Source organism: Mesorhizobium sp. BR115XR7A (assembly GCF_020165315.1).
Classification (GTDB): Bacteria; Pseudomonadota; Alphaproteobacteria; order Rhizobiales; family Rhizobiaceae; genus Mesorhizobium; species Mesorhizobium australicum.
This window is the reverse complement of sequence record NZ_JAIUHW010000002.1, coordinates 229440-243197: the sequence shown is the minus strand read 5'-3', so window position 1 is coordinate 243197 and position 13758 is coordinate 229440. Positions and strand designations below refer to the sequence as shown.

General features: G+C 60.5%; 10 protein-coding genes and 1 pseudogene. 7 read left to right on the top strand and 4 right to left on the bottom strand.

Annotated elements, in window-relative coordinates:
• The first annotated feature begins 185 nt into the window (after nt 1-185).
• Nucleotides 186-665 carry a class I SAM-dependent methyltransferase gene (locus LB557_RS05295; protein WP_224643683.1) on the top strand — a complete coding sequence of 160 codons (480 nt, stop codon included), beginning with the start codon at nt 186-188 and terminating at the stop codon, nt 663-665.
• Between the two features lie 119 nt (nt 666-784).
• Here LB557_RS05295 and LB557_RS05290 read toward each other — a convergent pair whose 3' ends face one another.
• Nucleotides 785-2200 (bottom strand): adenylate/guanylate cyclase domain-containing protein, encoded by a 1416-nt coding sequence (locus tag LB557_RS05290; RefSeq protein WP_224713022.1) that lies wholly within the window; start codon nt 2198-2200, stop codon nt 785-787.
• 101 nt (nt 2201-2301) lie between these two features.
• Between LB557_RS05290 and LB557_RS05285 the strand changes: the two genes are divergently transcribed.
• The 4 genes and pseudogenes from LB557_RS05285 (at nt 2302) to LB557_RS05270 (ending at nt 6029) form a co-directional block, all read left to right on the top strand.
• A complete protein-coding gene (locus LB557_RS05285; protein ID WP_224641722.1) occupies nt 2302-3231 on the top strand; it encodes a hypothetical protein in 930 nt (309 codons plus the stop codon).
• Nucleotides 3232-3304: 73 nt separating this feature from the next.
• Nucleotides 3305-3826, top strand: a complete 522-nt coding sequence (locus LB557_RS05280; protein WP_224641724.1) for a GNAT family N-acetyltransferase — start codon at nt 3305-3307, stop codon at nt 3824-3826.
• Between the two features lie 179 nt (nt 3827-4005).
• Nucleotides 4006-4248: pseudogene (locus tag LB557_RS05275) on the top strand (IS1 family transposase); the annotation flags it as partial.
• A gap of 401 nt (nt 4249-4649) precedes the next feature.
• Entirely contained in the window at nt 4650-6029 is a 1380-nt protein-coding gene (locus tag LB557_RS05270) for a hypothetical protein (protein WP_224641726.1), read from the top strand.
• Between the two features lie 22 nt (nt 6030-6051).
• On the opposite strand, the gene LB557_RS05265 is transcribed toward LB557_RS05270, so the two are convergent.
• Entirely contained in the window at nt 6052-7815 is a 1764-nt protein-coding gene (locus LB557_RS05265; protein ID WP_140619028.1) for an adenylate/guanylate cyclase domain-containing protein, read from the bottom strand.
• A 239-nt stretch (nt 7816-8054) separates the two neighbouring features.
• Here LB557_RS05265 and LB557_RS05260 point away from each other — a divergent pair, with 239 nt between their 5' ends.
• The gene (locus LB557_RS05260) at nt 8055-11354 is read left to right on the top strand and encodes an ATP-binding protein (RefSeq protein ID WP_224641727.1); all 3300 of its coding nucleotides are present in this window, start codon (nt 8055-8057) and stop codon (nt 11352-11354) included.
• Between the two features lie 19 nt (nt 11355-11373).
• Nucleotides 11374-12054, top strand: a complete 681-nt coding sequence (locus LB557_RS05255) for a redoxin domain-containing protein (RefSeq protein WP_140619026.1) — start codon at nt 11374-11376, stop codon at nt 12052-12054.
• Between the two features lie 126 nt (nt 12055-12180).
• On the opposite strand, the gene LB557_RS05250 is transcribed toward LB557_RS05255, so the two are convergent.
• Both LB557_RS05250 and LB557_RS05245 read right to left on the bottom strand, forming a co-directional pair.
• Entirely contained in the window at nt 12181-13251 is a 1071-nt protein-coding gene (locus LB557_RS05250; RefSeq protein WP_224641728.1) for an adenylate/guanylate cyclase domain-containing protein, read from the bottom strand.
• Between the two features lie 3 nt (nt 13252-13254).
• The gene (locus LB557_RS05245; protein ID WP_140661355.1) at nt 13255-13749 is read right to left on the bottom strand and encodes a Rab family GTPase; all 495 of its coding nucleotides are present in this window, start codon (nt 13747-13749) and stop codon (nt 13255-13257) included.
• Between the last annotated feature and the right edge of the window lie 9 nt (nt 13750-13758).

Genomic DNA, 13758 nt, shown 5'->3' with positions numbered 1-13758 from the left:
ACGCTGTGCCGCCTGTTCCACCCGTTATGATCCCTGCGGCCGTACTTGTTGCAGTGTTCATCGTCCGCCCTTATATGTGCCGACACTCAATCGAGCTTAGCGCGTCGCCTTGGGGATGCACTCGTGAACAGGTCGTGTCGCGGGCATAGCCGATCTCTTGATCTGGTTCAGGATACAAAAAGCATATGAGTCGTCTCGAGAATTTCATCAGCAGGATGACAGCACAGCGTGACATTCTCGATCACGTCTGCCCCGAGGTGGCGAGGATGGAAGGGCTGGTGCTCGAGCTCGGCCTCGGCAATGGCCGGACCTTCCACCATCTGCGCGAGCGCCTGCCCGGGCGCCGGATCGTGGTGTTCGACCGCGAAGTCGGCGCACACGCCAGCTCAATTCCCGAAGCTGAAAACCTCGTGCTCGGCGAAATACGCGAAACCGGCCGCAAGTTCATTGGCATCGAGGCCGCCCTTGTTCATGCCGACATCGGGACCGGCTATGATGATCGCGATGCAGTGACCGCTACCTGGCTTCCCGATCTGATTGCGAGCCTGCTTCGCGTTGGCGGCTTCGCCGTCAGCGGCACGCCGCTCGATCACCCGCTGCTGCAACGCCTTCCGGCGCCGACGTCGGAGCCTGCCGATCGTTATTTCCTCTGCAAGCGCTTGTGAGCGGCCGAGAGCGCTCTACCATAACGCTGCTCCAGCTCTTTGTTTTAACACAGTTCCCAAGCGAGAGCGCTACGCCCGCCTTTCCCCCCGGAAACGTTTCGCACTCATCCTGCAATTCCTCAGGGGATTGTATACACCGCGATCTCCCGCTCAATGCCGCGCAGCGAGACTTCGTGAGGCACGGGCGTCAGCGCGTTCCTGTGCAACAGATCGGCGGTGAGATTGTCGTCGATCACCGCGCGGGTGGCGAAGATCGCCTGTGCGTTGGCCAGGTTCTGGACCCGTGAAGCAATGTTGACTGTCTGGCCAAAATAGTCCTGCCGCTCGTTCATGGACACGGCGATGCAAGGGCCGGCATGGACTCCGATCTTGAGCAGCAGGTCCTCGCGCCCGCTTTTTCCATTGAGCCCACGCATGGCATCGCGCATCCTGAGCGCCGCGGCCACCGCACGATCAGGCGTCGCGAAGGTCGCCATCACCGCATCACCGATCGTCTTCACCACCGCGCCCGCCTCCGCCGCGACGATCTCGTGCAGCACCTGGAAATGCTCGCGCACCAGATCGAAGGCTGACAGATCGCCGACCCGCTCGTAAAGCTCGGTCGATCCGCGCAGGTCGGTGAACAGGAAGGTCAGGCTGGTGATCTTCAGCCGCTGGTTGATATCGAGCGTGTCCGTGCGATAGAGATCGCGAAACGTCTGGTTGGTGAGCAAGCGCTTGGCGGTCAGGAAGGGCCGGCGCTTGCCCAGGAAATCGTGCAATGCGTGGCCGGCGATGAAGACCGTCGGCAGCACGCGGGTTTCGGTCCTGTTTTCCAGGGAAATGCGCAAAGGGCCTGGTTGCATCTCCAACGTCTGGTTCTGGACATGGTCGCGGTCGAAAACCAAGGAGAGGCTTCGGCGCTCTTTTGTTGGTTCGCCCTTAGCGTCGATGAACTGCGCTGAATGCGTGACCGGCTCGAACACGATGACGAATTCAGGCGGAAGCTGTATGGGCAGAACCGCCTTTTCACCGGGCGCAAGCTCGATATCCTCCAGCGAGAATGCTTCCATCTTCTCCGCCAAATCTTCTTCCGGCAGGTCGGCGCCGGACGCCAAGTAGATCTGGCGGAAATATTCCACCAACGGCAGTTCGTGTGGAGTGTGGGCGGCAATCTTGCGTATGCGTGGACTGACGGTGAATGTCACCTCGACCATCTCGTCGAGGGTTGGCGAATAGCCCTCGGAGCAAAGCGCGCAGGTGTATTCGTCCTTTTGCATGGTTTTCAGCGTGGCGTTGGTGTCGAGCACGCCGCCGCAGCCCGGGCATAGAACATTCCAGGAAATGTCGAAGATGCCCACCCGCGCCGCATGGAGAAAGGCGCTGATGGTGCGTTCCTCGTCGAGCCCATTCTTGCTGGCGAAGGCCAGCCCATTGATGCGGCAAAGCTCGCGGTCCTTGCCCTCGGCGATGGTTCGCCGGATCGCATCGATTGCCTGCGGTTCGACATCGGTCGATTGCCGCAGAAGTGAGAACAGATCCTGAGCTTCGGTCATGGTGCAGGCTCCGGAAAATTGCGCCCCGAGGCGTATTGGCCGGACCGGGCTTCGGTCCGCGCACCCCATCTTACGTCGAAAGGGATCGAACGGCCATTCGAATGGATAGATCTGATGACAGCTCAATTTGCATGCGGCGGATTTTCACCGGCCGCAAGCGGCACTATGATGGGTGCATGGGGCATTCATCTTTGGGGCTTTCTCCCGTGCCGACATCCAACAACCCGCCACTTCCCGCGTCGCTACGGCTTTTCTCGGCTGGGGTCATTATTGTCCTCATCGTCGGCGCCGGCCTGTTTTTCGCGCCTGCGCTGGTCAAGCCGCGCTGGCCCTGGCCCGTCACGCCGTTCAGTGCCCGCTTTCTCGGCGGCTTCTACACCGCCGAAATGGCGGTGATGGCGGCGCTCTTATTCTGGAATCGCTGGTCGCCGGGCAGGCTCGTGCTGGTCATGGCGTTCATCTTCACCCTCATAGTGTCGGCGGTTTCGTTGATCAATCTCGGCTATTTCGACTTCGAGCGAAAAGCGGCCTGGCTCTGGTTTCTGGTCTATCTTGGTTCGGCCGCCGTATCGGGGCTGTTCCTGTGGCGGGCCAGGGCCCGTCAGCCAGCAAGTGGCGTGACCCCAAGCCCGGCATGGCGCAGCTACATGTTGGCGGAAATGGCGGTCCTTGGGCTCTATGGCTTGGGCATGTTGCTGTTTCCCGCTATGGTCAGCAGCACCTGGCCATGGCCGGTCGATCCCTTCCACGCCCAGGTCTATAGCGCCATCTTCCTCGCCGGCGCTGGCGGCACCTACCTTATTTGGAAAAGCGCGCCGCGCGAAGAATTTCTGGTGCTAGGCCTGGCGCAATTTCTGGTAGGCCTGCTTTCCATCCTTGGCCTCGTCATCACCGACGGCGCGGTGCACCGGATCGACTGGACGGCGGCCGCTACATTGAGCTGGCTCGCCCTTTTCGGCTGGATCGGCATCAGCGGCGCCTTAAAACTCTACACCGGCCTTCGGTATTTTGGTTTGCATTCGACAGCATAGGCGGCAAAGACGGCTGGATTTTCAGGTGACGTCCGGTGCATCGTGAGGGGCCGATACATTTCGCCAGGAAGCCATGACCAGCACGACCTCGCCATCCGAGAAGATCCAGCCGCAGCTCCGGGCCGTCCGGCGAAGCGATGCGGAGGCGCTTTGCGCGATCTTCAACATGCCGGGCTTCCGCTGGGGCACGTTCAGGATGCCCTTCGAGACGGTGGACCAGGTTGAGCGGCGCATCGCCAAGTCCGGCCAGGAAGACACCTGGATCGTCGCCGAATTGGACGGCAAGGTCGTCGGCCATGGCAGCCTGGTCGTGCAAAGCTCGCCGCGCCGTTCACATATCGGCGAAATCAATATCGGCCTAGACGACGGCTTTGTCGGCAAAGGTATCGGCTCTGCCATCCTTAGCGCGCTGCTTGACGTGGCCGACAACTGGCGCGCCCTGAAGCGGGTCGAATTGAGCGTCTATGCCGACAACGAACCGGCCATCCACCTCTACACCAGCCACGGCTTCGAGGTCGAAGGCCGGCATGTGAAGGCCGGTTTTACCGACGGCCAGTACCGCGACCTCCTGAGTATGGCCCGGCTGCGGTTCTAAAATCCGCTTTTATCAACGCTGCTGGCGACACGAGCGCGGTCGACAGCAGGTATCCTCGGAGTGCCGGGACCGCGACAACACGCAATCGGAGGCTCATTGCATCGTCCCCGACAACCTAGTTTATGGCGTTGACGTAGACAATTCGTGCCGGATCCGGGTAGTGGGTCAGTTTGAAATTCAAGTATGTCAGCACGTCATTTGCCGAACGCCAGAACCTCACCATGCGGATGCACATGCGCCGCTTTACGGGGCTAACCAATGGCTTTTCCAAAACGGTTGAGGCTCACGCCAACGCGGTCGGGCTGCATTTTATGTATTACAATTTTGTGCGCATCCATGCCACTTTGCGCGTGACGCCTGCGATGGCCGCTCGCGTGACTGACCAGCTTTGGGAGATTAGCGACATAGTTGCGCTTATCGAGGCGAACGAAGCCGAGAAGCCAATGGTTCGCGGCCCGTACGCGCCCCGCATGAACATTGTGGTTCCATTACTGTCTATCGTCGGCCCGATCTATTTCGCCATTCGGGGCTTTCCCGTTGAATTCGTTTTCGTGTGGGCCGCTATTTGGACGGGGCTTCGCGCCATCGCTACTTGGAAACCGATTTTCGCTGCTATCAAAGGCGACTGCGACCAGCCACCGTCATGGCTCGACCGGCATCCTTCCGTCACTTTGGTCGGAGTCTTTGCAGCTACACTGGCAATGGTCGACGCGACGCATGTAGCAGTCTACTATTGGACGATCTGGCGGTTGATTTCAAACTGACCCACTACCCGGATCCGCTCTCACTTGGCGTTTGCCCCGCAAGCGGCTAGACGGGACCGATGACCGACGGCTTTGATCCAACCCCTGCGCCTCCGGCGGAAATTCTGGCTGTACTGTCGCTGCTCTGCCCGGAAGTCGTGCGTGACATCGAGCAGAACTGGAATGCTCCCGTTTCCGACTACGCCCGCCATCTGTGGCGGCCGGTGGCAAGGCCAGTATCAAGCCCGGGGATCGCTGCCCGCTCGATCCTGCGCGAAGTCTTGCATCAGCGCCTCGGTGTAATTATGCAGCCTCAGCAGATCGGCAAGGCCCTCGATGAGTTTGAGTACAGACCGGTGATTCAGTCCGGTCTGCACTGCCTGCTTCTGATGGACCGGACCACCTTCGATGCCCTCCTGTTTGCCTGGCTCGGCGCGGTCGAAACCGGGCTGTCAGCCTTCGTCGGCTTCATGGGAACGACGATGACCATGGAGACAATTGGCCGGGAGGGGCCCGGGTGGCTCGATGTCGGTGACGACAAGGTCAACCTGTTTGGCATGGGGCGCCACAAGCTGTGCCGCAAAAGCGCCTGCGCAGCCGGTCCCGTCTCCCTCAACAAGCGCGCGCTCGAAGCGGTGGGCGATGAGACGGATGCCAGCCGCTGGCTAGGTACACTGCTTGCCCGCCAGGATAAGGTCTTTGGAACCGCCGCCGATGCCATGACAGCGCTGAACGAGGATCTGGTCGCCAACTGGGATCGCTCCGGCATGGCCCTGCCGGTTTTCATCGATGATCGCCTCGCCGCGGCTGCCATGGCGCGGCATCTACAATATGACGGCGGTCTTCTTTCCAGGCTGCTCATCGAACCCGCAAGACGTCGGCGTCTCGAACATGCCTTGCAAGAGGCCGCATCGGGCCCATTCGGCAGGTTCCTCCCCAATGCCACGGACTATTTCTGGGGCATCCGCGAGGAGCGCGTGCGCAAGCTCGTTCTTGAGGACGGGACCCTGATCGAGCTTGATAAGCCGCATGGTCTGTCCATCCCCTTCGAGCGGCCGCATCTCAAGCAGGCGCTGCTTGACGGCGTGCTGCTGCCGAACTTGTTCCTGACGTTCCTGGTTCTCGCCATCTTGCCGCGGGTGCGGGTTGTCGGCGGCCTGAGACAGATTGGCTATGTAGCGCTTTTCCACTCGATCCTCCTAGCTGCGTTGGACGAAACCGCACCGGAAGAGCGTGATCTGGCTGCGGAGCTGCAGGTAAGGGAAAATGCTTGGGGCACCCGGGTCATCGATGAAAAGATTTCGGTCCGCGAGCAGCTTGCCGGCCTACCGGAAGGGGCGCTCTTCGCGGACCTGCTCCGGCAATACCGTTCGCGGACATTTGCCGAGGCCACCGACAACCTGAAGCTCGTCCGCGAAAACGCGCGATGGCGCAAGATCGGCCAAGCCTACAGCGTCTGATCCGGACGCCTGGCCTCACTTGTCATTGCTCAATACCGGCCTTGCGGAGCCCCTCCACCATGAGTTCGAAATCGGCAGGGTTCTTGTAGGGCAGGATTTTGCGACGGTATTCCAGCGAATAGTCGGGATTGACGCGAAGCACGTCCCGCCATGCCGCTTGGGCCTCGGCGAAACGGCCCAGCTGGCCGTAGCTGGCGGCCAGAAGCGCCCGCGATACGTCGGTGACAGCGTTGCGAGCCAGCCGTTGCAGCAAGAGGTCAGCGGCCTCTTCGTACCTTCCAAGTTGAAACAAGGCCAAAGCTTGAAAGTGGAGAAGCACATCCGGGAAATATGGATTCAAGAATTTCCCCCGGGCAAAACTCTCGAGGGCGTCTTCGGATCTGCCCGAATAGTACAACGCCTCGCCGAGGGCAACGTGCGCTTCGGCGAAGTTCGGATTGAGGACGAGCGCGCGCTCGGCCTCGTCGACGGCCCCATCGTGTCGCCGTGTGTACAGCTTGACAATAGCAAGCGCCCAGTGCGCCCAGGGATCGCTGCCATCCAGCATTACCGCTCGCGTTGCGGCCTCGTCCGCTTGCGCCATCGATTCGGGCGGCGACGCACCCCAGCGGTTCAGGTAATCGATGCCGTGGGTAAGGGCCAGGAATGCGTGGGCAGAGGCAAATTTCGGGTCCAGTTCGATGGCACGTTGCAAGAGGTCGCGAGCCGCGACGTTCGTCTCCCTCGTCAGCCGGTGCCACAGCTCCCTGCCCCGCAGGAAATAGTCATACGCCTCCGTATTGCGCGGGTACTCGGGCGCCAGCCGCTGCCGATCGCCCGCGGTCAGATTAAGCGACAGCGCGCCGACGATCTGTTGCGTCACGTCGTCCTGCACGGCGAATATGTCGGTCAGGTCGCGATCGAACCGCTCCGCCCAAAGATGGCCGCCCGAAGTTGCGTCGATGAGCTGCGCGGTGATGCGCACCCGGTTCCCTGACTTGCGTACGCTACCCTCAAGAACATACCGCACGCCGAGTTTCGTGCCCACCTCCTGCACATGGACGTTCTGGCCCTTGAAGGTGAACGACGAATTGCGTGCGATGACGAAGAGCTGCGACAGTTTGGACAGGGCAGTGATGATATCCTCGGAGATGCCGTCGGCGAAGTAGTCCTGTTCGGCGTCACCGCTCATGTTGGCGAACGGCAGCACGGCGATCGACAGCTTCGGCGGCACTGCCGTAGCCGGCCGGCTAGTTGCGCTTTCCGGGATCGCGGTCCCAGCGCTGCCAACTTGTAGCGAATAGACCCGGATCGGCTCGGCGATGTTCTTGAGCTGTGTGCTGCCGAGATCGCTCACGGAGAGGTCGAGCCTGGCCTTGACCTGGCGATAGGCATCCTCGGACAGGCAGATGGCGCCGGCCGCCGCGAGTCCCTCCAAACGCGACGCGATGTTGACGCCGTCGCCCATCAGGTCGCCGTCGCTTTCTTCGACCACATCTCCCAGATGGATGCCGATCCTGAACTCAATACGGCGGTCTTGCGGCACGCCGGCATTGCGCTCAACCATACCATTCTGAACCTCTATGGCGCAGCGCACGGCATCCACCACACTGCGGAACTCAACCAGGGCCCCATCGCCAGTGCGCTTGATCACCCGGCCGTGGTGCACTGCGATGATCGGATCGATCAGGTCGCTGCGCAGTGCCCGCAACCTCGCCAATGTACGATCTTCGTCCGCGCTCGCGAGCCGGCTATATCCGACCACATCCGCAGCTAGAATTGCGGCTAGCTTACGATTCTCGCTCAAGGGTCCGTCTCCTTATCTTCACGATAGCAGGAAGACCGAACCAAGAGGGAACTTTTGCAACCGACAGCCACGCAGAACCGAATTGGCTGCGCGCGCTGTCACAGGCCCACCCGATCGCCCGATGCCCATTTGCGCTGCCACTTGCCCATCCACCGCTATGGGTTCATGCTTGTGAATACACCGGCCGGGAAATGCGTAGGGAGAACACGCCGTCGCGGCCCCTAGTGAGGTCTGGCTCGATGGACTGCGCAGGCTGCGGTTTCGAGGTTGAGGGCGGTTACGCTTTCTGTCCGAGGTGTGGCAAGCGCCAGCCCGTGCCATGCGCCAGTTGCGGTTATCTCTGCGCATCTGATTTCGGGTTCTGTCCGAAATGTGGGGCAAGCGTCGGTGCGCCGGCAAAAGCCGTCGAACGGCTTGCTCCGACACCAAGCCGAACCATTGTGCCGCCCTCTCGAACTCCGTCGCTGCTTGCGAACACTGATAGCGACGAAGGGCTGCAGCCCATCTCTGACGCCGATCGCCGCACGGTAACCGTCCTCTTTGCCGACCTTTGCGGCTTCACGACACTCAGCGAGCAGCTCGACCCTGAGGTCATGCAAACGCTGCAGAACGAGCTGTTCAAGGAATTGACGGCGGCGGTGCAAAATTTTGGTGGGTTCGTCGACAAATTCATCGGCGATGCACTGCTCGCTTTGTTCGGTGCGCCGGTCGCGCATGAGGACGATCCGGAACGCGCGCTTCGCGCCGCTCTCGACATGATCGCCCGGACGGCGCGGCTCGGCGAAAGCACCCCCCATTCCGGCTCGCCTCTATTACTTCATATTGGCATAAACACTGGCCCCGTCGTTACTGGACGATTAGGCATCGGCATCGCCAAATCCTATTCGGTGACCGGCGACACGGTGAATACAGCACAACGCCTGCAATCGCTGGCCGCACCGGGAGAAGTGCTGGTAGGCGAACTCACTCACAGGCTGACCCGGCATGCCTTCTCTTACGAGTCGATGGGTGATGTCGTGCTTCGCGGCAAGGCCGGCAGTGTGCTCGTCCATCGATTGGATGCACCGCTTGCGGAGCCGCGTGCAGCGCGTGGGCTCGAGGCGCTCGGCCTCAACGCGCCTATGATAGGTCGCGGTGCGGAGCTCAACAGAATGCTGGCGAGCCTTGACCAGGCGTGCGGCGGCACGGCCCAGCTTGTCCGTCTCGTCGGAGAAGCCGGTATCGGGAAGTCGCGGCTGGTGAAGGAGTTCGTCGCCCGTGTCGGCGACGAGGACCGTTTTCGCAACGTCGCCGTGCGACAGACCACGTGCTCACCACTGGGCGAACAATCATTTGGCGCCCTGGGCGCAGTGGTGCGCAGTGCTGCCGGGATGATGCAAAACGACGATGGGGACGATATGAGGGGGAAGCTCTCAGGCTTGCTTGCCGATCTCGGCCTGCAGGGCGAGGAGGCGAAGCGGCTGATGCCTTTGCTCTACCATGTGGTTGGGCTTGGCGACCCGGATGCCACCTTGCAGCATGTCGAACCCGAGCAGCTACGGCGGCAAATCTTCTACGCGGTCCGCACCATCATCGAACGGCGGCTTGCGTTGTCGCCGCTGTTGATTGTCATCGAAGATCTGCACTGGGCCGACGCCGTTTCGCTCGAGGCACTACGTTTCGTGATGGACAGGTTGGAACGCACGCGATTAATGGTGCTGGTCACGCATCGCTCGGCACCGGAGAGCGGCCAGCTCGACTCAGGTCGGGTCAGTCACACGGCGCTCAGGCTTTCGCCGCTCAATGGCGATGAAGGGCGCAGCCTGCTGGTGGCGCTTTTCGGCGAGAGCTGGGTAAGCACCGCAGCAGGGCTCGTCGATCAGATCCTGGACCGAGCGGGTGGCAACCCTCTTTTTGTAGAGGAGATTGTTCGCGGCCTTGTTGATCGCGGTGTACTGGTGCGCGAGGGGCAGCGATGGCGGACCGTAGCAGGCGAAGTCGCAACCGACATTCCCGCCACTATCCAGGCAATGTTGCTTGCTCGCGTCGACCGGCTGCCACAAGAGGTGCGCCGGTTGGCCCAGGAAGCCGCGGTAATCGGCGCGCGCTTCGATGCCACCCTTCTGAAGACCGTGACAGCCGACCCCGCCCGGCTAGAAGCAGGCTGCGAACTGCTTTGCGATGCGGAAATCATCGAGGAAGTTGCCGGATCAGGCTCCGTCTCGTCGCAAAGCTACCGCTTTACGCAAACCTTGCTGCAGGACGTGATCTACCAGAATCTGCTCCGGCAACGCCGGACCGAAATCCACGGGCGGATAGGTGCTGCATTGGAGCAACTGTGCGGCGATAATCCGGAACGGCTCGAGGACTTGACCGTGCTCGGTCACCAGTTCGCACTGAGCGCCGAGTGGGAGAAGGGCGCGCATTACCTGCAGGCGGCCGGCGATCGTGCCCGCATGATATACGCCAACGACGACGCCCTTCGTTTCTACGAGCGAGCACTGACTGCGTTGGAGGCGACCGGGCAAACACCGCTCAAACTGACAATTGCCGAGCGCATTGCCGATTTGAGCGGCTCGGCGGGCCGCCGCGAGATCGCGCACCACCACTACGAGGCGGCGTTGCAGGCATATCGTGAGTCGGCTGATCGCGTAGCCTCTGCGCGCGTTTTGCGTAAAATCGGTCGGCTGCTCTGGGACGTCGGCAAGCGGGACAAAGCAGAATTCCGCTACGCTGCAGCGGCAGCGCTCCTCGAAGGAGCGGATGCTCCGGTCGAGCAGGCGCATCTCTGGCAAGAACGTGGCCGACAGGCGTTCCGTAGCGGAGATCACGCTCTCGCGGCAAAATGGGCAGACGCGGCGTTGGATTGCGTACGCACTCGCACCACGGAGCATGTCTCCGAGGTGGGGCGTAATGCCACTCTCGTGACCGCCGAGGCACTCAATACCAAGGCTGTCGCACTGGCTCGCCTTGGGCGAAACCGTGAAGCCGTGCGTCAGGTCGAGCATAGCATTGAATTGGCCGAAGCCGCCGGTCTGCTGGGAGCGGCCTGTCGCGGCTACACCAATCTAGGCGTGCTTTACACGATCATCGATCCCGCACAGGCGATGGAGGTCTGTCGGCGCGGTCTTGACGTCGCGCGCCATATTGGGGATTTGGGCTTCCAGGCGCGCCTTCTCGCCAATCTGGCGGTCGCGTGTTGTACTTTCACGGATCGCTGTCCAACAGAGGGCGTGCCTGCTGCCGAGAAAGCCATCGAGATCGACCGCGCACTCGACCAGCGAGAGCACCTGCCGGTGCCGTTGCTTGTGCTTGGGCAAATCCACCAGTGCAACGGCCGTCCGGAACTGGCCCTTGGCTTGTTCCACGAAGCACTGGAGGTAGCGCGCGAAACGGGCGAACCCCAACTGCTGTTTCCGTGCTATGATGGTCTGGCAACGCTTAATCTCGACCTCGACAATCTTGCCGAGGCCGAACGCTACTTTTCCTTGGCGCAGGGTATCTGCGCCCAGCACGGGCTCGACCCGGAAGCGCTTGTGGTGCTGCCCTTTCTCGATTAGCCGGGGTTGGAGGTTGGAAATGTCCGCGCGTAGTGACTTGGTACCGCTTCAACTGGGCGACCGTGCGCCGAACTTGGTCCTCGACGCCATTACCCAGGATGGCAAGATCGCGCTTGACGACTTTCGCGGACAAAAACCGGTGCTGGTTGGTCTGTTTCGAGGTCTGCATTGTGCGTTTTGCCGGCGCCATATCGCCGCTCAGGCGCGGCTTGATCCGGAGCTGCGCGAAAAGGGCGTGGAGAGCCTGACCGTGGTTAACACACCGATCGAACGGGCGCGTCTTTATTTCCGCTACCACCCGATGCCGACTCTGCTTGCGGCCTCGGATCCTGAACGCGCTTCGCATCGTGCTTTTGGGCTGCCCAATCTCGAATTCACCCAAAACGAGACCAACTGGCCGTACAAGGTTTCGATCGCAGCGGCGAAGGATATGCTGGTCGACATGCCAAGCGAGTTGCCCGGTCCAATGGATCCTTTTGCGGCCACCGAAATCCTCAACAAGAGCGATAATTATGAAGTGACCGAAGCCGACGAGCAGATGATGGCGACGGGACACGGACAGCTGATAGGCCAGTTCCTACTGGACCGGCAAGGGATTGTCCGCTGGAGCTTCACGGAGGTGCCAGAAGGTGGGCGATACATGTTTGGGGCGCCCAACCCGCAAGAGCTGATGTCAGCCGTGTCCCAAGTCGCCCAATAAGTTTTTCGGGAGACTGCATTGCTGCCATCTGCAATGCGGACAAGAAGGCCACTATCGGTCAAAACTTCGCGTTACAGCTTGGGGCTTGAGATGAATGGGCCCAGGATCGGCACTGCTGCGCGGCAATCAGGCCGGGAGCCGCCACATTCGCACACGACCGGTACCACGCAATTCCGTTTCCTCGAGTGGGTCGCAAGCAAAATTTGGTCCAAGCATTTGGCGAGTTGCATCCGAAATGCGGATTTCATCGGGCTCCGCGGAGGTTTGAATACGCGAGGCGAGATTAACCGTCTCGCCCCACAGGTCATAGGCGAACCGCCTCTTGCCTATGACGCCGGCGACAATGGGCCCTGAGTGAATTCCAATTCTGAGTCTCAGCGGTTCTCCTGCGAAGCGTTCGCGCTTGACCGCCTTACGCAGCTCAAGTGCATAGCGCGCGAGTGCCTTCGCATGATCGGCACGCGCGGTGGGCAGGCCAGCGACCACCATCACACAATCACCGATTGTCTTGATCTTTTCGCAGCCGTATCGTTCCGAGAGCCGATCCGCCGCCTTGAAGAAGTAATTCAAAATTGCGAGTGTCGTTACGGCTCCGACGCTCCGCGCTCGTTCTGTGAAACCGACTATGTCGGCAAAAAGCACACTCACTTCTGCATGGTTGTCAGCAATTTTTTTGTGCGCCTTTAGCCGCTCCGCGATGGACGCCGGAAGAATGTTGAGGAGCAGGGTTTCGGCGCGATGGTATTCACGCGCCAATCCTTCCTGGCTCTTCCTCAACGCCTCGTTCGTCGATTGTAATTCCTTGTTGAGTTGACGCTCCCTCTCTTGAAGGAGGGTCATTTCATAAGCCTTTTGTTGAAGCCGCTGCCTATTGTCGCGTTCGGCAGTGGCGTCAAGAAAGAGCAGCCACACGCAGCCATTGTCAGCAAAAAAATGAAGGTCAGCGACACGCCCGCTGGGCAGTTCGACCATGGCAATGTGAAACGGAAGCTCCGGGCAAGGCAGCAAACCTTCCATGAATTCAAGCTGCTCGGCAACACGCTCGCCAATGCGAAGCGAGGAGAGCCCGTAATGCTCAACATTACCGCCCTTCGCAGCCACGCAAAGCTGAGGGTCGATTTTCAGATACGCGACGGAGTTCCCATTGTAGAAGAAATTGAAAATCCAACTGCTAACTTCTTTGGGCAATCCGTGCATGGTCTACTTGGTTACCATCAAGGCAAGTTGACGAAACGCATCATCGACATTCTCACCCGAGAGTGCACTCGTGAGATAGATTTGCCATCCACGCTGCCTGAGTTCGTTGATATCACCATCCGATATTGCCCACCGATCGGCCAGGTCGGATTTGTTGATCAGCACTACGAACGGCATTGCGCCGAATTCGGCCTCGGCCCGTTCGCGCAGCGTGAGCGCCACGGCAAGTGTCGCAGCGCGGGTTCCATCGACGACTAGCACAAGCCCGGTTGCACCTCGAACATAGCTGACGCGGAATGAGCCGATGTCGTCTTCGCCGGCCAAGTCCCACAAAATCAGATCGACGGTTTTATCCGGGAGTGCGACATTCTTCTTGTCGATTTTCACTCCCACCGTGGTCAGGTAGGTTTCTGAAAAAATGCTTTGCACAAACCTGCGAACCAGGCTCGTCTTTCCGACGGCGAACCCGCCCAGCATGCAGATCTTTCTTTGCACCATCTTGGGCTC

Coding starts and splice junctions, on each gene's coding strand:
- LB557_RS05295 (WP_224643683.1), top strand. CDS start 186: ATGAGTCGTCTCGAGAATTTCATCAGCAGGATGACAGCACAGCGTGAC.
- LB557_RS05290 (WP_224713022.1), bottom strand. CDS start 2,200: ATGACCGAAGCTCAGGATCTGTTCTCACTTCTGCGGCAATCGACCGAT.
- LB557_RS05285 (WP_224641722.1), top strand. CDS start 2,302: ATGGATAGATCTGATGACAGCTCAATTTGCATGCGGCGGATTTTCACC.
- LB557_RS05280 (WP_224641724.1), top strand. CDS start 3,305: ATGACCAGCACGACCTCGCCATCCGAGAAGATCCAGCCGCAGCTCCGG.
- LB557_RS05270 (WP_224641726.1), top strand. CDS start 4,650: ATGACCGACGGCTTTGATCCAACCCCTGCGCCTCCGGCGGAAATTCTG.
- LB557_RS05260 (WP_224641727.1), top strand. CDS start 8,055: ATGGACTGCGCAGGCTGCGGTTTCGAGGTTGAGGGCGGTTACGCTTTC.
- LB557_RS05255 (WP_140619026.1), top strand. CDS start 11,374: ATGTCCGCGCGTAGTGACTTGGTACCGCTTCAACTGGGCGACCGTGCG.
- LB557_RS05250 (WP_224641728.1), bottom strand. CDS start 13,251: ATGCACGGATTGCCCAAAGAAGTTAGCAGTTGGATTTTCAATTTCTTC.
- LB557_RS05245 (WP_140661355.1), bottom strand. CDS start 13,749: ATGGTGCAAAGAAAGATCTGCATGCTGGGCGGGTTCGCCGTCGGAAAG.